The organism is Brevirhabdus pacifica (genome assembly GCF_002797755.1).
GTDB lineage: Bacteria > Pseudomonadota > Alphaproteobacteria > Rhodobacterales > Rhodobacteraceae > Brevirhabdus > Brevirhabdus pacifica.
Window position 1 is genome coordinate 1 of record NZ_PGFI01000015.1, and the last position, 22,990, is coordinate 22,990.

17 protein-coding genes are annotated in these 22,990 nt (G+C 71.0%); 5 read left to right on the forward strand and 12 right to left on the reverse strand.

Features of this window, described 5'->3' with window-relative positions; translation table 11 throughout:
- Together CLV77_RS15250 and CLV77_RS15255 are read right to left on the reverse strand one after the other, a co-directional pair.
- Positions 1–960: nucleoside-diphosphate sugar epimerase/dehydratase (locus tag CLV77_RS15250; RefSeq protein WP_170043970.1), on the reverse strand; the 960-nt coding region annotated here is incomplete at its 3' end.
- A 208-nt stretch (positions 961–1,168) separates the two neighbouring features.
- Entirely contained in the window at positions 1,169–2,191 is a 1,023-nt protein-coding gene (locus CLV77_RS15255; protein WP_076981326.1) for a replication initiator protein A, read from the reverse strand.
- A 596-nt stretch (positions 2,192–2,787) separates the two neighbouring features.
- Between CLV77_RS15255 and CLV77_RS15260 the strand changes: the two genes are divergently transcribed.
- Positions 2,788–4,200, forward strand: a complete 1,413-nt coding sequence (locus CLV77_RS15260; RefSeq protein ID WP_162781877.1) for an AAA family ATPase — start codon at positions 2,788–2,790, stop codon at positions 4,198–4,200.
- A gap of 111 nt (positions 4,201–4,311) precedes the next feature.
- Complete coding sequence (locus CLV77_RS15265; RefSeq protein ID WP_083707958.1) at positions 4,312–5,460, forward strand: ParB N-terminal domain-containing protein; 1,149 nt, start codon at positions 4,312–4,314, stop codon at positions 5,458–5,460.
- Positions 5,461–5,613: 153 nt separating this feature from the next.
- Here CLV77_RS15265 and CLV77_RS15270 read toward each other — a convergent pair whose 3' ends face one another.
- Positions 5,614–7,791 (reverse strand): GumC family protein, encoded by a 2,178-nt coding sequence (locus CLV77_RS15270; protein WP_076981328.1) that lies wholly within the window; start codon positions 7,789–7,791, stop codon positions 5,614–5,616.
- Positions 7,792–8,081: 290 nt separating this feature from the next.
- Between CLV77_RS15270 and CLV77_RS15275 the strand changes: the two genes are divergently transcribed.
- Complete coding sequence (locus CLV77_RS15275) at positions 8,082–8,759, forward strand: sugar transferase (RefSeq protein WP_236861036.1); 678 nt, start codon at positions 8,082–8,084, stop codon at positions 8,757–8,759.
- 53 nt (positions 8,760–8,812) lie between these two features.
- Here CLV77_RS15275 and CLV77_RS15280 read toward each other — a convergent pair whose 3' ends face one another.
- From CLV77_RS15280 to CLV77_RS15310, 8 genes are all read right to left on the reverse strand, one after another.
- Positions 8,813–10,192, reverse strand: a complete 1,380-nt coding sequence (locus tag CLV77_RS15280; RefSeq protein ID WP_076981329.1) for a hypothetical protein — start codon at positions 10,190–10,192, stop codon at positions 8,813–8,815.
- Positions 10,189–11,436 carry a glycosyltransferase family 4 protein gene (locus CLV77_RS15285; RefSeq protein ID WP_076981330.1) on the reverse strand — a complete coding sequence of 416 codons (1,248 nt, stop codon included), beginning with the start codon at positions 11,434–11,436 and terminating at the stop codon, positions 10,189–10,191. Before CLV77_RS15285 ends, CLV77_RS15280 begins: the two co-directional genes overlap by 4 nt.
- A complete protein-coding gene (locus CLV77_RS15290) occupies positions 11,433–12,284 on the reverse strand; it encodes a sulfotransferase family protein (protein WP_076981331.1) in 852 nt (283 codons plus the stop codon). Before CLV77_RS15290 ends, CLV77_RS15285 begins: the two co-directional genes overlap by 4 nt.
- Positions 12,281–13,330: a glycosyltransferase gene (locus CLV77_RS15295; protein WP_076981332.1), complete on the reverse strand. Its 1,050-nt coding sequence runs from the start codon at positions 13,328–13,330 to the stop codon at positions 12,281–12,283. The genes CLV77_RS15290 and CLV77_RS15295 overlap by 4 nt, the downstream gene beginning before the upstream one ends.
- Complete coding sequence (locus tag CLV77_RS16450; protein ID WP_076981333.1) at positions 13,323–14,042, reverse strand: sulfotransferase family 2 domain-containing protein; 720 nt, start codon at positions 14,040–14,042, stop codon at positions 13,323–13,325. The genes CLV77_RS15295 and CLV77_RS16450 overlap by 8 nt, the downstream gene beginning before the upstream one ends.
- A 44-nt stretch (positions 14,043–14,086) precedes the next feature.
- On the reverse strand, positions 14,087–15,580 hold the full coding sequence (locus tag CLV77_RS16615; protein WP_076981334.1) for a calcium-binding protein: 1,494 nt from the start codon (positions 15,578–15,580) through the stop codon (positions 14,087–14,089).
- A 290-nt stretch (positions 15,581–15,870) separates the two neighbouring features.
- Entirely contained in the window at positions 15,871–17,175 is a 1,305-nt protein-coding gene (locus tag CLV77_RS15305) for a UDP-glucose dehydrogenase family protein (RefSeq protein ID WP_076981335.1), read from the reverse strand.
- A gap of 142 nt (positions 17,176–17,317) precedes the next feature.
- Complete coding sequence (locus tag CLV77_RS15310; protein ID WP_083707966.1) at positions 17,318–18,427, reverse strand: NAD-dependent epimerase/dehydratase family protein; 1,110 nt, start codon at positions 18,425–18,427, stop codon at positions 17,318–17,320.
- Positions 18,428–18,601: 174 nt separating this feature from the next.
- Between CLV77_RS15310 and glmM the strand changes: the two genes are divergently transcribed.
- A complete protein-coding gene (gene glmM, locus CLV77_RS15315) occupies positions 18,602–20,008 on the forward strand; it encodes a phosphoglucosamine mutase (protein ID WP_076981336.1) in 1,407 nt (468 codons plus the stop codon).
- Positions 20,009–20,119: 111 nt separating this feature from the next.
- On the opposite strand, the gene CLV77_RS15320 is transcribed toward glmM, so the two are convergent.
- Positions 20,120–21,478 carry an asparagine synthase-related protein gene (locus CLV77_RS15320; RefSeq protein ID WP_076981337.1) on the reverse strand — a complete coding sequence of 453 codons (1,359 nt, stop codon included), beginning with the start codon at positions 21,476–21,478 and terminating at the stop codon, positions 20,120–20,122.
- 199 nt (positions 21,479–21,677) lie between these two features.
- Here CLV77_RS15320 and CLV77_RS16455 point away from each other — a divergent pair, with 199 nt between their 5' ends.
- Positions 21,678–22,871, forward strand: coding sequence for a glycosyltransferase (locus tag CLV77_RS16455; RefSeq protein ID WP_083707961.1), 1,194 nt, complete (start codon positions 21,678–21,680; stop codon positions 22,869–22,871).
- Positions 22,872–22,990 lie beyond the last annotated feature (119 nt).

The window sequence follows — 22,990 nt, forward strand, 5'->3', positions numbered from 1 at the left end:
AAGGGCGTATTCGCTGCGCTCGAACAGCACGATCCGCGCGGGGCGGCAGTTGAGCAGCTGGCGGCAAAGCTCGGAGCCGATCGAGCCGCCGGCGCCGGTCACCATCACCACCCGCCCGGCATAGGCCTTGGCGACGTCGGGGATGTCCAGATCGACCATGTCGCGGTTCAGAAGCTCGTCGGGCGCGACGGTCTGCAGCGCGCCCGCCAGCTCGCGTCCCGAGATCAGATCGACATAGGAGGGCAGGATCTGCATGTCGCAGCCCAGGGCCGAAAGCTTCTCGAGCAGGGCGTTGAGCCGGCTGCGCGGGGTCGAGGGCATGGCCAGCAGCACCCGCTGGATCCGCCCCGACCGGGCCATCGCCGCCAGCTTCTCGGGGCGCTGCACCATCAGCCCCGAGACGATCAGCCCCCAGAGCGCGGGGTTGTCGTCGACGAAGACCACCGGGCGCACCTCGCGCGATTGGCGCAAGGCCGAGACCAGCTGGATGCCGGCCGAGCCCGCGCCATAGACCGCCACCGGCACCGCCTGCGCGCCCCCCGTCGCCAGATACCCCAGCAGCGCCAGCGCCCCCAGCCGCGCCATCAGCGCGCTGAGAAAGAAGACCGTGCCGAAGATCACCGGCACCGAGCGCGGCGCGCCCAGGCGCAGCAGGTAGCTGACCGCCATCGCCGTCACCGTCAGCAGGAAGGCCGCCGCCGCCAGACGCAGGATGGCGCGCCCCTCGAAGGCATGCAGCTTGATGCGGTGCAGCCGCAGCAGCATGATCATCCCCGCCCCCAGCACCCCCAGCACCGGCCACAGGATCCAGGATCCGTGGATCAGCGGGAAGGGGGCCAGGGTGCCGAAACGCAGGGCGAAGGCCACGTAGAGGCTGAACAGGACCAGGAAAGTGTCCAGCGAAAGAAAGAGCATCCGTTTCTGGAAACGGCTCAGATTGCTCAGGACGGAATACAGCATGAAAAGATCTCGGCTCTGATAAATGCGGCCTTTGGTAAATATCTGAGCATGTTAGCAAACCGAATGCCAGCGGACAATGAGCCCGCTGGGCGGCGCGGCGGGCTCTCGCCGGGATCGTGGTGAAAACGTGGTGACGGGGGAGCCCGGCGTGGAGGGGGAGGCCTCCGGCGGGGATATTTTCGCGACAATGAGGGGTGGGGGAACAGGCCTAGCCCTGTTTTTTCAGCCAGCCCAGGAAGGCCGCGTCGGGGGCGCGCAGGCGGGGGCGGCCGCTGCGGACCCAGACGCCGCGCCAGCGGGCTTCCAGCGCGTGCACGTCCTCGCCGGGGCGCAGGGCGCGGGCGGCCTCATGGGTTTCGGCGCGCAGGCTGGGGGGCAGGATGCGCGGATCCTCGACCACGCCGCCGCGGGGGGCGAAGCGGATCAGGTCGCCCGGCTCTTCGTGCATCTCGTAATCGGGCAGCTGGTCGGCGGCGATCATGTCGCGCAGCATCCGCCGGAAGACCCGCCGCGGCGAGGCGCTGCCGGATTTCTTCAGCAGCGTGTCGACCGAGACGCGCCAGCTTTCCTGCCGGCCGCAATGCTTGCGCGCCAACTCGTAGATCCGCCGCTCCAGCGGTTTGCGCAGGCGGAAGTAATCGCGGTTCAACGTCAGCACCGATTTCGACAGCACCGCCTGAAACAGCCATTCCGACAGGGTGACGCTGACCGAGATCATGCGCCCGCCCCGGCTGTGACGCTCGATCTCCCAGCTTTCGATCAGGCCGAAGCCGCGGGTGATCTCGCGCCCGCCCGTGGTCAGGTTGGTGGTGATGCGGGTGCCGGCCAGCCGCTCGAAGGCGTCGCGCAGCCGGCGGTAGCCATCGCCCGAGGTCTCGCGGTTGGTGGCGACCAGCAGATCATGGGCCGTCAGCACCACCCGGCGCGACAGGGCGCGCCCGGCATTGAGCGCGCCCATCAGCTGGCTGATGCAATAGATCAGGATGTCCTTGTCGTGGATCGTGGCCAGACCCTTGACGCTGGGCACCACCTCGATGCGGGTGTCGTTGTGGACATAGCTCAGCACCCGCCGGTCGGGGCGGGTCGCCAGCGAGAACATGGGATGCTCCATGCTGGCCAGATCGTCCTTGGGGATGGCGTCGAAGATATCGCAGACGAAGAAATCGCCCGTCGGGTGGCGGTCGGGCAGAAGCCCACCAAGACCGGGTCCTGCGCCCGTGAGTGCCGTCATTGCCTGTCCCTCTTGCCCGGGAACGATCTGTCGCCGCCCTCCGGGTGTCCTGCTGCCTCTGGGCCCCCGTCTCGGGGGGGCGCGATCCCTTTTTTCCGAGCCCGAAACCGGGCCTGGGGGATTCGTGGTTTCAATGACGGGCAGGGTAAAGTTATCCACAGAGACCGTCCAGCGCCCTGATCCCGCAGGCCCGGAAAAATCGTGGCTTCGGAATCGCCGACGCGTGGTTTCAGAGTCGCCCTATCGTGGGATCGGAATCGCCCCGATTGGATTTGGCGCCGATTCCGTCTTTTGTTTCAGCAGCTTCCTGAAAGCGCCCTGTCCCCTTAACTATCCTATAACTTGAAAATAACTCGGCAAATGCCAGGGCAATGCGTTGACAGCCCTGCCCCCCATAGGTCTGATCTGCATCAGAACCGTCAGGATTTGCTTAGAAAAACGGGTTCTGTCCTCATAATGCTTCCATGTGCGGTGTTTTCCGGTATATTGCCCTAAACGGCGCACATGACTTGGCATTCCCCAGCAGATGACGCCGTCAAACAGATCCACCAGAGATCTGGCAAAGGCCCCGAGGATGGCAGAGGATGGCACCCCCCATGAGCGTTCACGACACCCCGCCCCCCTATTTCAACATCGACCCCGACCGGGCGCTGGCCGAGCTGGACGGGCCGGTCACCACCGAAGGTTTTGCCGCCATCGCCGGCGCCTGCAGCCGCGGCCGCGAGGATCTGGCCAGCCGGGGTCTGAACGAGGAGGGGCGCAAGCAGCTGCGGCTGTTCTCGACCTGGGAGATCACCAAATACCTGATCCCCGTCGCCACCGCCCATTTCCGCCGGGTGCTCAAGGCCAACCCCAACCTGCCCCAGGGTCGGTCCGAGACCGAGGGCGGCGCCAAGTGGTTCACCCTGGACGAGGTGCTGCGCCTGCGCGCCCATTTCGCCACCGAAGGGTCCAAGGCCAAGGAATACGCCCCCTACCGGCCCAAGGGCCTGCCGGCCAAGATGGTGGCGGTGGCGAACTTCAAGGGCGGGGTCGGCAAGACCTCGACGGCGGCGCATCTGGCCATGTCGGCGGCGCTGGATGGCTACCGGGTGCTGGTGATCGATCTGGACAGCCAAGGCTCCATGACCTCGATCTTCGGCGGGCAGGTGGCCGATGAATGGCAGACGGTCTTTCCGCTGCTGGCCCGCCACTACGCCACCCTGCTGCAACGCGACAACCGCGCCCGCATGGACCGGGGCGAGGCGCCCGTGCCCATCGACGACACATTGGCCGAGGCCCTCAAGGTCCGCGCCCCCGACGTCGTGCAGAAGACCCACTGGCCCAACATCGACCTGATCGGCGCCCAGCTGAACCTCTATTGGGCCGAGTTCCAGATCCCGGTCTGGCGGATGCAGGCGCGGGGCTGGAAGCTGTGGGACGCGCTGACCGACAGTCTGGAACAGGACGGGCTGCTGGATGCCTATGATCTGATCTTCATCGATACGCCCCCCGCGCTGGGGTATCTGACGATCAACGGGCTGGCGGCGGCGGACATCCTGCTGGTGCCGATGGGCGCCTCGTTCCTGGAGTTCGATTCCACGGGGCGGTTCTTTGACATGCTGCATTCGACCTTCCAGTCGATCGAGGCCGGCGAGAACATGGCCGCCCGCGCCTTGGGCCGCGAGGGGCTGGCGTTCGAATGGGATGCGGTGCGCACCGTGATCACACGCTACGACGGGGCCCAGCAGGCCGAGTTGGCCGCCCTGATGCAGGCCTATCTGGGCCGCACCCTGTCGCCCCACCGGCAGGATTTCACCGCCCTGATCGGTCAGGCCGGCGAGCAGGTGTCGGGCATCTACGAGGCCGATTACCGGGATTTCAACCGCGAGACCTATGTGCGCGGCCGCTCGACCTTCGACGAGACCTATGCCGCCTTCAAGCGGCTGCTGCTGGGCATCTGGCGGCGCGAGGAGAAAGAGGCCGCGGCGACCAGGGCCCCTGCCGCGACTGCGGAGGCGGGGGCATGAGAAAAGCGGCCCTTGCAAAGGGGGGTTCGCGGCGCGCGCCCGGTCAGGGATTTCTGAATGCCGCCGGGGGATCCTCCCCCTCGCCCGCAATTGCCTGCCACGAGGTGACCGATGGCCAAGCGTAAACGACTGACCCCCGCCCTTTACACCGATGGCGCGCCCGGCACGCCCGGTGCGCCCGCCGCTCCCGAAGTGAAATCCGCCGGGCCCTTCGGCGAGGGCGCCCCCTCCCCTGCCCCTGCCCCCGCCTCCCCGACCGGCACCCAGCCCCACGCCCGGCCCTTGGCCGGCGCGGGGCTCAGCTCTCCGCCCATTGCCCAGGTCGCCGGCGAGGCCGCCACGGCGGCGGCGCTGATGGAGGTGACCGAGATGCTCGAGTCGGCCCGCGCCGAGGGGCGGATGATCCAGCGGCTCGATCTCGACAGCATCGACCAGGATCATCTGGTCCGGGACCGCATGGAAAGCGACGCCGAGGAGATGGCGGTGCTGGTCGAAAGCCTGCGCGCCCGGGGCCAGCAGACCCCGATCGAGGTGGTCGCCATCGGCGATCGCTTCGGCCTGATCTCGGGTTGGCGGCGACTGACCGCCCTGCGCCGGCTTCATGCCGAGACCGGCGAGGCGCGGTTCGCCACCGCCCTGGCCATCCTGCGCCGGCCCGACAGCGCCTCGGACGCCTATGTCGCCATGGTCGAGGAGAACGAGATCCGCGTCGGCCTGTCCTATTTCGAACGCGCGCGCATCGTCGACCGCTCGGTCGCCCAGGGGGTGTTCGACAGCGACAGCGCGGCGCTCAGGACCCTGTTCGCCAGCGCCTCGCGCGCCAAGCGTTCGAAGATCGGATCCTTCCTCCCGGTGGTGCGCCGGCTGGAGCCGCATCTGCGCTTTCCCGTCAGCCTCAACGAGCGGGTGGGCCTGCGCCTGTCGCGGGCGCTGGAGGATCCGGGCTTCGCCCATGCCCTGCCCAAGGCCCTGGCCCAGGGCGAGCGCCCGGATGCGGAGGCCGAGCGGGCCCTGCTGACCCGCCTTCTGGATGCGCGGGAGACCCCGCGCCCCGGCAAGACGGACGGCAAGACGGACGGCAAAAGCCCCGGGAAAGAGCCTGTTTCTGGGCCGGCGGGGGATGCCCGGGTGGTGTCGCCCCGTCCGGGCCTGACCCTGCGCCTGCGGGGACAGGGGGCCGCGCGGCGCTGCGAATTGAGCGGTCCCGCGCTGGACGATGATCTGCTGCGGGATCTGGAGGCCTGGCTGAAAGGCCGCTGAAGCCCCGCTGAGGGGGGGGTGTTTCGCATGCGAAACATTCCCCGCCTTTCCTTCTTTCCCTCCTGCCCCTGCCCGGCCCCATGGGCCCCGGATGCCCCCCGTGATGTTTCGCATGCGAAACATCCCTCCAGTGGCGGACCTCAGCGGCCAGCCTCAGTAGCCGGCGTGCCCCATGGCCCGCATGCGCCGGCGGTCCACCCCGGTCAGGACCAGCCCCCCGCCCATCGCTGCCAAAGCCCCGTCCCGATCGTGCAGCCGCCAGAGGCGCCTCAGGGCCCGGCGCAGCACCGGTACGGGCGTATGCTCCCAGGCGACGGCGTGGATCACGGCATCGGCCAGGGGCGCCAGAAGCGGCGCGAGGGGCGCGGTCAGCACGGGCGGGGCCACCAGGATCACCAGGTCATTCTCGCGCCGCGCGGCCTCCAATAGGGCCCGCCAGGCGGGCAGACCGGCCGAGGCCTTTCGGCGCCCGGGCCTGCCGCCCAGGATCCGCAGGCCCCCTTCGGCGGGCGTGACAAGGCCGTCCAGCAGCGAGGGGGCGGCACTCGACGGCCCCTCCCCCTGCCCTTCCCGCAGCCCGTTCTGGTGCCCGGAAAGGGCCGCCGTGGCCCGCTCCAGCGCGGTGCAAAGCCGCCCTCCCCGCCCCGCCTCGATCAGCAGTACCCGGGGGGCAGCCCTCAACGCGCCCCTCAGCTCGGGCCTCAACTGGGCCAGCAGCTCGGGCACCAGCGCCCGGGCCAGCGCCCCGTGCCCCTCCCCGGGCAGGGAGGCGGTGAACATCAAGAGCCGCCCTGCCCCTTCCTCCGCGCCCCGGCTCTCCGCCCCGGTCCGGACGCCTTGTGCCGGCAGGGGCAGCAGCCCCGCCGCGATGGCCGAAAGCTCGGCCCCGGCCTCCGGCCCGGCTGTCCGGCGAAAGCGGCGGCGCGCCAGGGTCTGGCCCAGCACCGGCAGGCCCATCGCCTCCAGCTCGTCGAGGCTGCGCAGGCCCTGGCGGCCGGATTCGGCCAGCATGACCCGCGCCGCCATGGCCAAAAGCCCCAGGGTCGCCGCCAGCACCATCGCCAGCAGCGGCCGGGGCTGGGCCGGCAGCAGCGGGGTTTCGGCCGCGGCCAGCAGACGGCTTTCGGCCCGCCCTGCCCCGGCCCGCGCCGCGGTCTCCTTCAGCCGGCCCAGGAAATGGGCGTGGATCAGGCGGCTGGCGGCGACCTCACGCTCCAGCCGGGTCAGATGCGCAAGATCGCCGGCCTGGCCCGCGTGGCGGGCGGCCAGCCGCGCCTCCAGCCCGCGAAGCTGACGCAGGCGGGGGCTTTCAGCCTCGCCGTTAGCCGCGCCCTTACCCGCGCCTTCAGCCCCGCCGTTCAGGGCCTTTCCCTCGGCCTCCTCCTGCTGGGCGATGCGCTGGCGCAGCTCCTTCAGCCGGGCCGAGAGGGTGGCCAGGCTCTCGGCGCTGACCAGGTTCATCCGGCCGGTGAACTCGGCCAGCCGCCCCTCGGCCCGGGCCAGGTCGCGATCCAGCCCCTCGACCCGGTCGGCCAGCCAGGCGGCGGCCTCGGTGGCGCTGTCGCTGCGGCTGCGGGCCTGGTCGGCCAGGTAGACCTCCACCAGCGTGTCGGCGATGCGCCGCGCCAGATCGGGCGCGGCGCTTTCGGCCGTCACCTCAAGGATCAGGCTGTCGGGAATGTTGCGCACCGAAACCGCCGCCATCAGCCGGTCGATCGCGGCGGCCCGCCGGGAGGCCGGGGTGGAGGGGGCAGGGATCAGCACCGCCCGCGCCCGCGCCGCCAAGGCGGGCGGAAGATGCGGGAAAAGCCCCTCGGAAAGGGCCTTGGTAAGGGTCTGGGACAGGGGGGAAGGCGGCAGCAGATCCGGGTTGAACTCGGCCTCCTCCACAAGGTTCAGCCGGTCGGCCACCCGCCCCGCCAGTCGGCGTGAACGCAGGATCTCCACCTCGGTGTTGAGGGCGGTGGAGGAGCCGCCGAAGGCGCTGAGCCCCGGCAGGGCGGCGGTGTCGATGCCCGCCGGCGCCTCTTCGGTCGAGGAGAGCAGCACTGCCGTCGCAAGGTAGCGGGGCACCGCCAGCCCGAAGGCCCATCCCGCCGCCAGCCCCGCCGCCAGAAGCGCCGCCGCCACCAGCCGCCAGCGCCGGGCCCAGAGGGCCGACAGCCCGCCCGCCCCCTCGATCCGGTGATCGGGCAGGGGATCGGCCACCTCCGCGATCGCGGGGCGAGGGGCGGGGGCGGCCCGCCCGAGGGCGGTCCCGGGCGCGGCGCTGGCGCGCCGGCCCAGCAGGTCCAGCAATGGCGCGCGCAAGCCGGTCACCGGCGCATTCATGGCGATCCCTTTCCGGATGGGCCCCGAGGCGGGGCGGGAAATTGGCGAGGAAAATACCAGGCATTGTTCCTATCCCCAGACTAGGGCCCATCCATGGAGGGTTTCTTAAGCCCCGCCTGTTTCCCTGTGCCCCGGGTGAGACAACAAGCGGGAGCGGGTTCATGAGGCATGTTCTGCCTGAAATTCCGGGTGCGGATATTGCCGGCACCAACGGGGCGGTGCGGGATGTCGCCGGACGACAAGGCCGGCGACAGAGGGCGCGGGACAGGCCCGCGACGAAAAACGGCCCTGTGAAGGGGCTATTCGGAAGGATTGCGCGCGACGGCTCCCCAAGGGGGGCGGGCCGCGCGGCCCGGGCCCTGCGCTATCGCGACGGGCTGAAACGGGGGATGGACGTGGCGGGCAGCCTGGCTCTGGCGCCGCTCTGGCTGCCGCTGGTGGCGCTTTGCTGGGCGCTGGTGCGGCTGGACGGGGGGCCGGGCTTTTACGGTCATGCCCGGGTGGGCCGGGACGGGCGGATCTTCCGCTGCTGGAAACTGCGCAGCATGTGCCCCGATGCCACCGCGCGCCTGCGCCGGCACCTGCGGGCCGACCCGGCGGCGGCGCGGGAATGGGCCCAGGGCTACAAGCTCAGCCGCGATCCCCGGGTCACGCCCCTGGGCCGGCTGTTGCGCCGTTACCGGGTGGATGAGCTGCCGCAGTTCTGGAACGTGCTGCGGGGGGAGATGAGCCTTGTCGGCCCGCGCCCCGTCACCGCCGCCGAGCTGGCCGAGTATCGCGGCCGCGACTGGGCCTATACCACCTTCCGCCCGGGGCTGACCGGGATCTGGCAGGTCTCGGGCCAGCCGCGGGCCTACGAGGCGCGGATCCGCATGGATTGCGCCTATCTGATGCGGGCGGGGCCGGGGACGGACCTGGCGATCCTGGGGCGCACCCTGGGCGTCATCCTGCGCGGCAGCGGGGTCTGAGGCGGGCAGGGGCTATATACAGGCCCTTCCAAAGGGGATTTCGCGGCGAAAGCTCATGGCGCGGGATGGCCGGGCCAGAGCGGCGGGCGGGTCGCGGGGCCGGGGGCGCGCATGCCTTGGCCTGCGCCGGGAAGGCCCCTTGGATTTACCCCCCGTCCGATGCTCACATCAACCCCCAGACCGGCCGTCAGCCCCAGCCAGATCCATGTGGTGTAGATGCCGCGATAGCCCACCACCAGCAGGGCCGCCAGCAGGCTGCCCCAGGCCAGCATCCACAGCGCCCCCGCGACCGGGTCCGGCCCCCCTGTCCGCCGATGCCGACGCCAGCCCCGCAAGAGCAGCGCCGCCGCGAGGGTCAGGTGCAGCAGCGCGGGCCAGCCCTCCTCGAAAAGGCGGCCGACAAGCTGGGAATTGACCCCCTCGGGCAGGGTGCCGAAGCGCAGGCCGAGGGCGCGGGCGGCCTCGTGGGCGCGCAGGCGCACGGCGGCGTTCTCGCCGATGCCGACGCCGAAAAGCTCGCCCTGGTGGAGGGGGGAGAGCCCGCCCAGCACCGAGGCCAGGCGCATCGCGGCCGAGCGTTCGGCCGAGGCGCTGGCCAGCCGCTCGGCAAAGAAAAGCTGCACGAAGCCGGCGAGAACCAGGGCCAGGAGGGTTGTGATCACAAGCGCCGGCAGCAGCCGGCTGCGCCCCCCTTGCGGGCCCCGCGGCAAGCCGGCCACGCCCGGCGCTGGGGCCACACCCGGGGCCAGGGACAGGCTGACCAGAAGCGGCATCAGCACCAGCATGCTGGAAGAGCGGGTGAAAAGCAGCGCCACCAGCAGCATTGTCCCCAGCCCCGCCAGCAGCCGGGGCGAGAGGGGCGGGCAGGCGCCCTGTTTCGCGTGGCGCCACAGCACCAGCACCACCCCCAGGGCGATCAGCCCGTGCACGGCGAAGGTCGACACCTCGGGCATCAGGGCAAAGCCGCGCCCGTACTGGGGCGGCAGGCGGAAGGCCGGGTTGTTGCGGAAATCCAGCGTCTCGGCCCCGCGCAGGATCTGGGCCAGGAAAAGCAGGGCCGAGCCTGCGGCCCCCAGCAGGAACCCCGTCAGCAGCCAGCGCCGCGCCCCGGCGGAGGCCGCCACCAGCGCCACCAGCAGCACGAAGGGCAGGGCGAAGCCCAGGCTCCAGCCCAGGACCAGGGGGCTGCCGCCGTTCATGGCCCAGCTGAGGGCGATCGACAGCAGGCCCGGGCCCAGCACCGGCACCAGCCCCGAGGCCATTCCCGGCGGCAGGCGGCCCAGCGAGAGGATCAGCAGCGGCCAGCCCGCCAGCACCAGCCCGTCCATGGGCTGAAGCGGCAGCGCCAGCCCCGGCAGGGTCACCGCCGGCGCCCAGAGGGCCAGCCCCGCCAGCCCCGCCCAGAGGGGCAGGAGGGGGCCGGTGCCGCTCATGCCCCGGGGCCGGGCAGCCGGGCCAGGAAGGGGCCGGTGACGCGGTCAAGCTCTGCCTCGAAATCAAGGGCCTTTTTCAGGGCTTTTCCCTGGCCGAGGCAATGGGCCATGCGTGCCCGTTCGGTCAGGGGAAGGGCGAGAAGGCGGGCCAGGCGGCGGGTGGCCCCGGCCGGGTCGGCGAAGCGCAGGGCAGGGTCGGGCACCAGCTCGGCCACGCCGCCGCCGTCATGGACCACGGGCAGGATGCCGGCGGTGATCATCTCGGCCACGGCGATGCCGAAATGCTCCTGCCGGTAGCAATGCAGCCCCAGGCTGGCCCGGGCCAGCAGGGTGGCGAGGCGGGACGGGGACGCGTCGGGATGAAGCTCCAGCCCCGGATGGGGGGCGAGGCGGGCCAGCAGGCGGCGGGCATAGGCCCCCTCGGCCCGGCCGACGATGGCCAGCCGGGCCGGGTGCCCCTGGCGGCGCAGGGCGGTGAGGATGGCGACGGCCTCCTCCAGGCGCTTGCCGGGGACGATGCGGCCCAGGGCGAGGATGAGATGGGGATCGCGGGCGAGCTGAACGGGGGCGGTCGCGGGCGGGATGGCCCGCACCGGCGGGTAAAGCACCGCCGGGGGACGCCGGGTCAGCCCGTGTTCCACCACCCGCGCGGCGGTCCAGGCGGAATTGGCCAGCACCAGGTCGCCGGGGTGGTCTTGGTGGCCCGGGGAGCCGGAGGCGGGGCCACTGTCGGGCCGGGGCGCGGTGGGCAGCCCCGCGATGCGGCGGCAGAGGCGCGTATAAGGCCCTCTCAAAGGGGATTTGCGACCCAGGACCGCCAGCAGGGCGGGGCGGGTGGAGAAGAGGGCCGGCGCGTGGCGCAGGGTCAGGACCGGGCAGGGCAGGGCCGGCCCCTCGCCATAGCTCAGGATCACCGCGTCATAGCCGGGGGCGAACCGGGGCAGGGCGCGGCAGACCAGGGCGTGGCGCAGCAGGTGCCGGCGGCGCAGCACCGGCAGGCGCCCGAGGGCCAGCAGGGTTCGCAGGGTGAGGGGCAGGGGGGCCGGATCGTCAGCATCGGCGGTGCGGATCCCGTGGATGTCGAGCGTGTCGACAAGGTGGCCCTGGCCGCGCAGCCGGTCGCGGATGGCGCGGGCGTAAAGCTCGGCCCCGCCGCCGGCGTCCAGATCCGAATGGGCCAGCAGCAGGCGCCGGCGGATGCCTCCGGCGGGGATATTTTCGCGACAATGAACAGGCGCGCTCATAACAGGCGTTCCAGGGCGGCGCGGTCGGCCGGGTCGATGGCGGCGGCGTGGCGGGTGAAAACCAGCCGTTTCAGCGCCGGTTTCAGGGCCGGCGGCAGGGCCCGGCGCAGAGGTGTGCGCAGGCCGGTCCGGTGGAGCAGGTGGTTGAGCCCGGCAAAGCGCGGCGCCACACCGGCGTTGCGCGCGCGCACGTCCAGGTCGAACCCGGCGGGGTCGATGTCGAGAAAGGCCGCGATGCGGTCGAGCTGGGGCCGGGGATCGGCGATCAGCTCCTCGAAGCGGAGGGCGAGGTGGCGGCCGGGAAAGGCGGTGGCGACCCGGGCCAGCCCCGCCGCCTGGTCCGAGGGCCGCAGCAGGAAGCGGGCGGCCAGGGGCGTACGGCCCGCCAGTTCGTCGGCCAGCTCCTCGGTCAGGGGGCGGCGGGTGCGGCCGGTGCGCAGGGCGAGGCGGTAGTGGGACAGGGCGCGTTCGACCGGATCGCGGGTCAGGCAGAGGGCGCGGGCCCGGGGGAGGCTGGCGGCGATGCGGTTTGGGGCCTCGGGGCAGGCGAGGTAGCTGGTCGAGGCGTCGAGCCGCCAGCGCATGTGCAGGCCGCGGTAGAGGCGGGCGTAATCCTGGGCCCGGCGGAAGACGGCGAACTGGGCCGGGTGGCGGGGGGGCAGGGCCCCCTCGGGGTCGATGTCGTTCAGCCCCTCGCGGGCGACGAGGCGGGGGCAGAATTCATGGGAGGAGAAGAAATTCGGCTCTTTCACAGGGGGAATTCCGATATCGGGGTGGCTGGCCAGCCAATGGGCCAGCTGGGTCGAGCCCGCCCTGGGGGCGGCCAGCAGGAAGAGGTTGGGCCTCATGCCAAGGCCTCGGCGGCAGAAGGCACGCGGGGAGGCGTCAGCAGGCCGACAGCCAGACCGGCGCCGAAGGCCAGGTGCGACAGGGCCGCCAGCACGGCCGCCCGCCAGGGGCTCTCCATGCCCCGGGTGGCGGCCAGCAGGAGCGCGCCATAAGCCCCCAGGGGCAGCCCCGCCACGGGTCCGGCCCAAAGCAGCACCCCCGGCGTGGCCAGCGCCGTCAGGGCCAGCCCGAGGGGGAGCAGTTGGCGCGGGGCGGGGCGGGCCCGGTGCAGCCGCAGGCAGCGCCCCCGCCAGATCCCGTTGCGCCACATCTGCCGGGCCAGGGCGGCGGGGTCCCGGCGGGGCAGGTAGGCCACGGGCCGGGCGGGATCGAAGAGGATCCGCCCGCCGGCGCGGGCCAGGCGCAGGTCATACTCGGCATCCTCGTTGGCCCGGAACCGGGGGTCGTAGCCGCCAAGCGCGGCAAAGCGCGCAAGGCGGAAGGCGGCGTGGTGGCCGTGATCGACCCTTTGCAGGGGCAGGTCGGGGGCGGGGGACAGGCGATGGCGCGCGCCGCCATGGCCCAGCCAGTGGCGTTGCAGGGCGGCCAGCGCCCGCTGCCAGGGGGGCGCGCCGGGCGGGGCGGTGGCGACAAGCGGCACGACCACGCTGTCGGCCCGCCCCCGGTGCAGGCCCCGGACCAGGCCTTTAACGAAGCCCGCCGGGTAGCGGGCGTGGGCATCGATGCGGATGAGGCAGGCGGCCTCCTGCGCGCTCGCTTTCTCGGTGGCCCGCTTGATGGCCCAGCTGGCGGCGCGGTTCAGGGCGGCGGCCTGATGGCGGGCCGGGTTGTCGCGCAGGTGCAGCCAGGGGTGGGGCGCCGCCAGGCGCCGGGCCAGGGCCCGGCTGCCGTCGCGGCTGCCGCCGTCGAGGATCAGCGCCTCGAAGGCGCAGGCGCGCCGCTCCTCCGCCAAGAAGTCTACGAGTGCGGTCAGGTGCGCGGCTTCGTCCAGCACGGGGATGGCGACAAAAACAGGCCCTTCACAAGGGGATTCATGGTCATCCATCGCCCCATTCCCCGGGGTAGAAGCGCGCCAGCTCCCAGCGGTAGCGGCGGGCGACCAGGTGGCGCAGGGGCGGGTCGTACCACGCCTGCCAGGGGGCCGGGGGGCGGCTGTTGAGCCAGGGCAGGGGATCGGGCGGCGGCGGCAGCCCGAGCTGCTGCCAGAGGGCGGGCAGCTCCTGCGCCAGGTGTTCCAGCCGCAGCACATGGGTGACGAGTGGGGACGCGGCTGCTTCCCCCGTTGCTTCCACAGTTGCTTCCGCCGTGGATTCTGCCGCCTCCCCCTCGATCCAGGCGCGGGCCGACCAGGTGCCGTGGCGGCGCCAGCGCTGATGCGCCCGCCCGCCGCCGCCCCGGCCCCGGGGCGGGCTGGCGCGCAGCCAGGCGGCAAAGCCCGGCACCCCCAGCCCGGCCCGCGCCCGCAGGCGCCAGACCCCGTCCACCGCCCGGATCATCCGGTAGAGCGAGACCAGCCGGGGGTAGGGGTTGCGCAGGCAGGTGACGCGCCGGTAGGCGGCGAAATCCCAGCCCCGGCGCGCGAAGGCCGCCCGCGCCTCGGCGGGGGACATGTGGGGGTGGAAATCCCGCCCCCGCCCGGCCGCGCGCCAGGGGCGCACGCCGACCTCGTTCAGCGGCGCCAGCAGCGCGCGCAGGGATTCCGAGCCCGTCTTGGGGAAGGCGAAGAAGATCAGCCGGTGTCGGTGCGAAACGATCATGCCCCCTTCTGGCCCGGTCCGGCCCAACAGCGGGTTAACCGCGGCTATCCGGCGAAGAGGAAATCCTCGGCGCTCAGGTCGGCGATCTGGATCCCCCCCTCGAGGCGGATGCGGTCGTCGCCGATCTCGATCAGCACGCCGTAATCCTTCTGCACCAGGCTCAGCTGGTCCATGCTGTAGAGAAGGGCGAAATCCGACAGGTCCAGCCGGTCCTCGCCGGGGGTGAAATCGGTGACCGTGTCCATCCGCCCGTCATCGACGAAGACGAAGGTGTCGGCGCCCGCGCCGCCGGTCATGACATCGGCGCCGGTGCCGTCGATCAGCCAGTCGTCGCCCGCCCCGCCCAGCAGCGTGTCGTTGCCGCCGCGCCCGGCCAGCAGGTCGTCGGCATCGGTGCCGCTCAGCGTCTCGGCCCATTTCTCGCCGTTCACCGAGATGCCCAGGTTGCCGGGATCGAGGGTGAACTGGGTGATGCCGGCCTCGTCCGAGCTGGCGACATAGACCTGGATCTCGCCGTCCAGCACCACCACCTCGATGTCCGAGATGTCGCTCAGGGTGGTCTCGGCGCTGTCGGCCAGCACCTCGATCAGCAGCAGCTGCCCGTCGGGGGCCAGCTCGAACAGGGTCAGCCCGTCGTCGCTGCCGCCCGCCAGCACGAAAGCCCGGTCGCCGATGGTGAAGGTCTCGACCGCGGTGACGCCGGCAAAGCGGGTGGAAAGACTGTCGAGCACGTGATCCTCCTCGAAGAGCCCCCCCCAGCGGCCGACCCGCAGCACCGTCAGCGTGTTCGAGCCCGCCGAACCCACCACCAGAAAGGCGGTGCCCCCCACCACGACCGTGTCCAGCGCCGACGGGTCCGCGATGCCCAGCCCCTCGGACGCGCCGCTGGTGTCGCGCTGCTTGATGTTGCCCCATTGGCCGATCCACCAGGCGGTGACGGCATCCTCCTCGGCCGAGGCGGTGAAGAAGAAGGTGCGCCCGTCGATCTCGACCGAGGCCATGGCGGTGATGTCGCCGGTGGCGGCCCGGGCCGAGCCTTCGAAATGGTTCTTGTATTCGACCGAGTAGTCGTCGCGCAGCCGGTAGCTGCGGAAGCCCGCGTCGCCCCACTGGGTGGTGACGAGGAAGGTCTTGCCCGCGATCGAGAACGACAGGCTTTCCGAGATGTTGCCGATCAGGCTGCTGTCGGCCCCCAGCACCCGCACCCCGCCCAGCCCGCCGTCGGCATCGAGGTAGTGAAAGGCCATCCGGTCGTCCAGCCGCCCCGAGGGCAGCAGCGCGACCTGCCCGCCGATCTCCACCAGCTCGATCCCCGCCAGCCCGTCGGTGCCCCGGTTGGCCGCGGCGCCCCGCTGCTCGAGATAGCTGGCAACCTGCCCGACCCCCAGCGAGAAGACGCTGAGCCCGTCATCGGCGCCCGAGGCGCTGTAGAGCCAGGCGCCGGTCTCGTCCTGGCGGATCTCCAGATCGGTGATCCCCTCCATGTGGGGCAGATCCCCCCCGGTTCCGAATGTCGCGATATGTGTCAGCCACCCCATGATGCACCCCTGCTGCGGCGCCCCCACGCCGTCGACCAGCCTGGGGGGCGGGGGCTAACAGGGGCTTGGGGTTTCGTGGCAGGCGCGGGGCGATACCGGGGCGGGGCGGGCGAAAGCAAGGCCAGGGGCGGCAAAAGCGAGGCTTTTACAGGCAATTTACATCAAATTGCGCCTGTCCCCCGTGCCCCGCCCCTTCTTCACGGTCGTGAAAATATCCCCGCCGGAGGCATCCCGCCCCCTCCGGCCTTCCCTGTCCCCGGCCTCTCTGGCCCCGCTTCTCTGGCCCGGCCTCAGCGGCCCACCGCCACATAGGCCTCGAAGCCGGCGCGCTTGGCGTCCTTGGGGGAATAGATGTTGCGCAGGTCGGCCATGCGGGGGCTTTGCATGGTTTCGGCCAGGCGCTTGAGGTCGAGGGCGCGGAACTCGTTCCACTCGGTCAGCAGCACCACCGCCTCGGCGTCCCGGGCCGCGGCATAGGGATCCTCGCACCATTCCACCCCGGGCAGCAGGGCCTCGCCCTCGCGGCGGCCCTGGGGGTCGGTGACCCGCACCTTGGCGCCGCCGCCCACAAGGGCGGGCACGATGGTCAGGGCCGGGGCGTCGCGCATGTCGTCGGTGTTGGGCTTGAAGGTGACGCCCAGCACCGCCACGGTCTTGCCGTTGAAACTGCCGTCGCAAAGATCCAGCAGCTTGTCGATCATGCGGCGCTTGATCTCCTCGTTGACCTTGATGACCGTCTCGACGATCTGCATCGGGCGGGCGTGGTCCTGACCGATCCGCGCCAGCGCCTGGGTGTCCTTGGGAAAGCACGAGCCGCCATAGCCGGGGCCCGCGTGCAGGAACTTGTTGCCGATGCGCCCGTCCAGACCCATCCCCTTGGAGACCTGTTTGACGTCGGCGCCGACCTTTTCGCACAGCGCCGCGATCTCGTTGATGAAGGTGATCTTGGTCGCCAGAAACGCGTTGGCGGCGTATTTGATCATCTCGGCGGATTCCAGATCCGTGGTGACGATGGGAAAGTCGCGCAGGAACAGCGGGCGGTAGATCTCGGCCATGACATCGCCGGCGCGCGCGCTCTGCACCCCCACGATGACCCGGTCGGGGCGCATGAAATCGTCGATCGCCGCCCCTTCGCGCAGGAACTCGGGGTTCGAGGCCACGTCGAATTCGGCCTGCGGGTTGGCCTTGCGGATCACCTTGCGGACCTTGCGGTTGGTGCCGACGGGCACGGTCGACTTGGTCACGACCACCGTGTAGCCGTCCATCGCGGCGGCGATCTCCTCGGCGGCGGCCATCACATAGGTCAGGTCCGCATGGCCGTCGCCGCGCCGGGTGGGGGTGCCGACGGCGATGAAGACCGCGTCGGCCTGCGCCACGGCGCCGGGCAGATCGCCGGTGAACGACAGCCGCCCGGCCTCGACGTTGCGGGCCATCAGCTCGTCCAGCCCCGGCTCGTAGATCGGCACCTCGCCGCGGTTCAGCTTTTCAAGCTTGGCGGGGTCCTTGTCGACGCAGATCACCTCGTGGCCGAAATCCGAGAAACACACACCCGAGACCAGGCCCACGTAGCCCGTTCCAATCATCGCAATCCGCATGCCGTGCCTCTTTTCCTGCCGGGTTTCATCCCCGCAAGGGGATGGGCGCGGCGGGGGGCCAAGTCAAGCCGTGGGGTGGGCCGCAGGGGGCGGATGCCTCCGGCGGGGATATTTTCGCGACAGTGAACGGGGGGGCGGGGGCTCAGACCCGATAGTAGTCGCGATACCAGTCGACGAAATTCTGCACGCCCTCTTGCAGCTCCATGCGCGGGCGGTAGCCGGTCAGCGCCTCCAGAAGCGCGGTATCGGCCCAGGTCGCCTGCATGTCACCGGGTTGCATGGGCAGCATGGTCTTTTCGGCGGCGCGGCCGGTGGCCGACTCGATGGCCTCGATGAAGGCCAGCAGGCGGACCGGCGCGCCGTTGCCGATGTTGACCACCCGGAAGGGGGCCACGGGCGACAGCGGGTCGATCGCGGCGGGGGCGGGCAGGGGGTCGCGGTCATCGGGGCGGGGGGGCAGGGCGTCCGCGAGCAGGCGGATGCCTTCGACCAGATCGTCCACATAGGTGAAGTCGCGCTGCATGTCGCCGTGGTTGAAGACCTCGATCGCGCGTCCCTCAAGCACCGCCTTGGTGAACTTGAACAGCGCCATGTCGGGCCGCCCCCAAGGCCCGTAGACCGTGAAGAAGCGGAACATGGTGCAGGGCAGGTCGTAGAGATGGGCGTAGGAATGGGCCATCGCCTCGGTCGCCTTCTTGGTGGCGGCGTAGAACGAGACCTGGGCGTCGGCCTTGTGCGTCTCGCGGTAGGGCATCTCGGCATTGGCGCCGTAAGCCGAGGAGGTCGAGGCCAGCAGCATGTGCACCGGCGGATGGGCGCGGGCGGCCTCCAGAAGCTCGAAGGTGCCCAGCAGGTTCGCCTCGACATAGGAGCGGGGGTTGTCGATGGAATAGCGCACCCCGGCCTGGGCCGCCAGATGCACCACCAGCGAGGGTTCATGGTCTGAAAACAGGCTCTGCAACAGGCCCGGCGTCTCGATCCGGGCGATATGGGCGGTAAAGCCGGGGGTCTGGTTCAGCATGGCGTGGCGGCGTTCCTTCAGCGCCACGTCGTAATAATCCGACAGCGCATCGACGCCGATCACCTGCCAGCCCTCGGCCAGCAGCCGGGCGCAGACGTGATAGCCGATGAACCCCGCCGAGCCGGTGACCAGCGCCACCTTGGGCCGGTCGGCGAAGGGATCGCCCCGCCCCGCGCCCGTGGCGGCGGCGGAGGGGTGTGCGTCGGGGCGGGAAGCCGTGTCGGAAGACATGTCGGAAGCCATGGGAAATCCACCTGGAGGGGCAAGGAAAGGTCCCCGCGCTGGTAGCAAGATTGCGCCGCGCGGGCCAGCCACCTCTGGATTCGGAGCTTCGACCTGTGTACACAGACAGGATATTCAGAACGACTTTTTACAGACTGTCCTTGCATTTCCTGGGGGGGAAAGATGTCCCGCAAGTATTTCGGCACCGACGGGGTGCGCGGACGGGCGAATGCCTTTCCGATGACGGCGGGCTTTGCCCTGTCGCTGGGCGCGGCGGTGGGCCGCTATTTCGGCACCGACGAGACCGGCCGGCCACGCAGCGTGGTGATCGGCAAGGATACCCGCCTGTCGGGCTACATGCTCGAGACGGCGCTGACCGCGGGCTTCACCTCGACCGGAATGGACGTGATCCTGCTGGGCCCGGTGCCGACACCCGCCGTGGGGCTTCTGACCCATTCCATGCGCGCCGATGTGGGGGTGATGATCTCGGCCAGCCACAACCCGGCCCATGACAACGGCCTCAAGTTCTTCGGCCCCGACGGGTTCAAGCTGTCGGATGCCGCCGAGGCCGCGATCGAGGCCGACCTTGAGGCCCAGCTTCACGGGCCCTTCTGCGAAAGCGGCTCTTCACAAGGGGACGAGGGCGATTTCGACCGGGCCGCCATGCCCCCCGCCGAGGCCATCGGCCGGGCCCGCCGGATCGAGAACGCCGCCGGGCGCTACATCGAGTTTGCCAAGACCAGCTTTCCCCGCGGCCGCCGGCTCGACGGGCTGAAGGTGGTGATCGACTGTGCCAACGGCGCGGCCTATGCCGCCGCCCCCCAGGTGCTGTGGGAGCTGGGCGCCGAGGTGATCCCCGTGGGCGTCGCCCCCGACGGCACCAACATCAACGCGGGCTGCGGCTCGACCGACACGAAGCTGGCGGCGCGCCGGGTGCGCGAGACCGGCGCCGATCTGGGCATCTGTCTGGACGGTGACGCCGACCGTGTAATGATCCTCGACGAGACCGGCGCCGTGGCCGACGGCGACCAGTTGATGGGGCTTCTGGCCGACCGCTGGGCGCAGGCCGGCCAGCTGCGCGGCGGCGCGCTGGTGGCGACGGTGATGTCGAACCTGGGGCTTGAACGCTTCCTGGCCGGGCGCGGGCTGGCGCTGCACCGCACGCCGGTGGGCGACCGCCATGTGGTCGCGGCCATGCGCCGGGGTGGCTTCAACCTGGGCGGCGAACAGTCGGGCCATATCGTGATGACCGATTACGCCACCACCGGCGACGGGCTGATCGCGGGGCTGCAGTTCCTGGCCGCCATGGTCGAGACCGGCCAGCCCGCCAGCGCGCTGGCGCGGGTCTTCACCCCCTGTCCCCAGCGGCTGCACAACGTGCGCTTCCGCTCGGACCGGCTGCCGCTCGAGGAGCCTTCGGTGCGCGAGGTCATCGCCGCAGGCCAGACCCGCCTGGGCGGCAAGGGCCGGCTTCTGATCCGCAAGTCGGGCACCGAGCCCCTGATCCGGGTGATGGGCGAATGCGAGGACGAGCATCTGCTGGAGGCCACCATCGCCGATGTGGTCGCCGCCGTGCAGGCCGCGGGCTGACGCGCTCCGCCCCCCTTCATTGTCGCAAAAATATCCCCGCCGGAGGCGGCGCCCCCGTTCCTCCGGGCGCGCGCCGGAAGGGGTGGTGCGCGGGGCGGGCCGCGAGGTGGCTCAGAACTTCCACCAGGGCCGTTTCTTGGCGAAGCCGAAGCCGATCTTGGCGTTCTCGTGGACCGGGAAGTCCCGGTGCGCCAGGTAGCGGCGGATCACGGATTTATAAAGCTCGTTCTTCACGTCGGCCGTCAGCGACAGGAAGCTCTGCACCACCTGCAGGTCGAGGAAGGGATAGCGCGCCTCCATCCCGAAGGAGCCCGCCACCATCTCCTCCTTGAAGAGATAGGCCGCCTGGGTGCTGCCGTAGAAGGAGGACCAGGGGAAATGGCCCAGCAGGTTCTGCGGGTAGAGCCCGCCGAAATTGCTGTGGGCGAAGAACTTGCGCCCCTGGAAGCCGTAATCCGAGAAGATCTCGTCGGCGCCGCTGCCCGACAGGTAGACCAGCGCGCCATTCTGCTTGGCCTTGTCGCAGACCCCCGCCAGGATCAGGGCGGCCTTGTCGCCATGCACGCTCTTGCCGCGCTCCAGCCGCTCGCCCTCGTCGTTGACGATGACATAGGGCTCGTCCTCCACGTGGTCCTTCAGCCAGGCCTGCCAGCGCGCGACGTCCAGCTCCTCCTGGGGGATGGTGATGGCCCGGTTGCCCGAGGCCTCGACCGCGCGGATGCGGCCGGCGACCACCTGCGGATCCTCGCGCCCCTCGACGGTGATCGACATGAAGGGCGTGCCCTGAGCGATCAGCGAGGCCGCGATGGCGCCGCTGTCATAGCCGCTGGACAGGCCCACGAAGGGCGTGCCGCGCAGGTGCCGCACCCGCTTGGCCACGGCCGCGTCGAAGGCGTCGAACCAGGGTTCGACCTCGGTCTCGTGCTGGGCGATGTTGAACTGGTAGATCTCGCGCGACACGATGCGGCTGCCGTCCAGCGCATAGTCCACCACGTGATTGGGCTTGAGCGGCTGGATGTCGGAAAACCCCAGCGCCGACAGGGCGTCGCGATAGCTGGCAAAGCCGAAATCCTTGCCGTTCGAGCCGAAGAACAGCGGCTTGGTGCCGAAACAGTCCCGCGCGGCCAGCAGCGTGTCGGTGCGGAAGTCGACGATCAGGATCGCGTATTCCCCGTCGAGGTGGCGGAAGATGTCGGCGCCCTTCTCGAGATAGAGGTCATGCAGGTAGCGCGCCTCGCTCTCCTGGTCGTCGGGGCAGTTGTAGATCTCGCCGTTGAACAGGATGACCACGTCCTCGTCCGGCGCGACATAGGGCTGGGCAACGTAATTGCCCCGCATCGACAGCAGGTTGTGGCAGAAGGAATAGCCGCGCAGGCTGTGCTCGCGGGTGACGTCGGGGCCGCGCAGGCGCATGATGCGGTTGAAGTCGATCTTGTCCGTCGGAAGGGTCGAGAAGACGAAACTGCACATGGGGGCCTCTGGTCGGGAGCGGGTCGGGAACGGGACGGGTCGGGAAGGGCGTCCCGGCAGGGATAAGCCACCGGCGGGGCTTGCGCAACGTGGCCCGGCCGCCGGCGCGCGGTTGTCTTGGTCGCGCCGTCGGGGCAGGTTGCGCGGGATTCGCAATCCTCGGGCCGGCGTGACGGGCCCGGCAGCAGGGAAATGGCCGATGACGCTGAAACTGGCGATTGCCGTGAAGACCTATCCCGATCCGACCCAGACCCCCGCGACCGAGCATATCGCCAAGCTTTTCGGCGGCGAAAGCGTCGTGCTGTGCCGCGCACGCCACCCCGAGCTGCCCGGCACGCGCCCCGCCTTCTGCCTGGCCGATCATCGCCCCGGCCCCGCCCTGCGCCTGGCCGACCACCTGGCCGCCCCCTTCGAGCATGGCCGCAACTTCCTGCGCAACCACAACACCCACCCGCCCACCGGCAGCCGGCGCCGGGCGCTGGAAGGCTTCCTGCGCGCCCAGGGGGTCGAGGCGATCCTGGCCGAGTTCGGCACCGAGGCCAGCTTCTGGTTTCCCACCGCGCGCAAGCTGGGCCTGCCCTTCCATGTCTATTTCCGCGGCCATGACGCCACCGCCTATCTGGAAACCCCGCGCCGGGCGCCCCGGCGCATCCGCTCCTACCGGGCGATGGTGGGGGCGGCCGACGGGATCTTCGCCGTCTCGCAGTTCCTGCTGGACCAGCTGGCGGCCCGGGGCATCACCAATCCCAACGCCCATGTGGTGCCCAGCGGGGTCGACATGGCCCGCCTGCGCCCCGCCCCGAAAGAGCCGGGGCTGGTCATCGCCGCCGGCCGCTTCATCGACAAGAAGGCCCCCGAGATCACCGTCCGCGCCTTCGTCGAGGCCGCCCGCGCCCATCCCGGCGCCCGGCTGGAGATGATCGGCGACGGCCCGCTGCTGGCCCCATGTCAGGCCCTGGCGCGGGAGCTGGGCGCCGAGGGCAAGGTCATCTTCCATGGCCACCGGCCCCATGGCTTCGTCGAGGAGCGGCTGCGCGCGGCGCCGCTGTTCCTGCAGCATTCGGTGATCGCGCCCGACGGCAACCAGGAGGGGGCGCCGGTCGCCATCCAGGAGGCGATGGCGGCGGGGGCCTGCGTGATCTCGACCCGGCACGCGGGCATCCCGCACCTGGTCGAGGAGGGGGTCAGCGGCTTTCTGGTGGACGAGCATGACGCGGCCGGTTTCGCCGGGCATGCCCGCGCCATGCTGGACGATCCGGCCCGCGCCGCGCGGATGGGCCAGGCCGGCCACGCCCACGCCGCGCGCGAGTTCGACCGCGCCGCCCTCTACCGCCGGGTCGAGGCGGTGCTGCGCGCCTCGGTCGCCCGCCGGGCCGGTCGGCCGGCGGGCTGAGGCTGAGGGGCGGCGGGCTACTCACAGGGCCGGGGGCACCAAAGCCTTTGCGCCCGGCGGCGGGGGCGTCTACCAAGGCGCGGGACAGGGATCCGGCGGCGGATCCACGAGCGGATGAA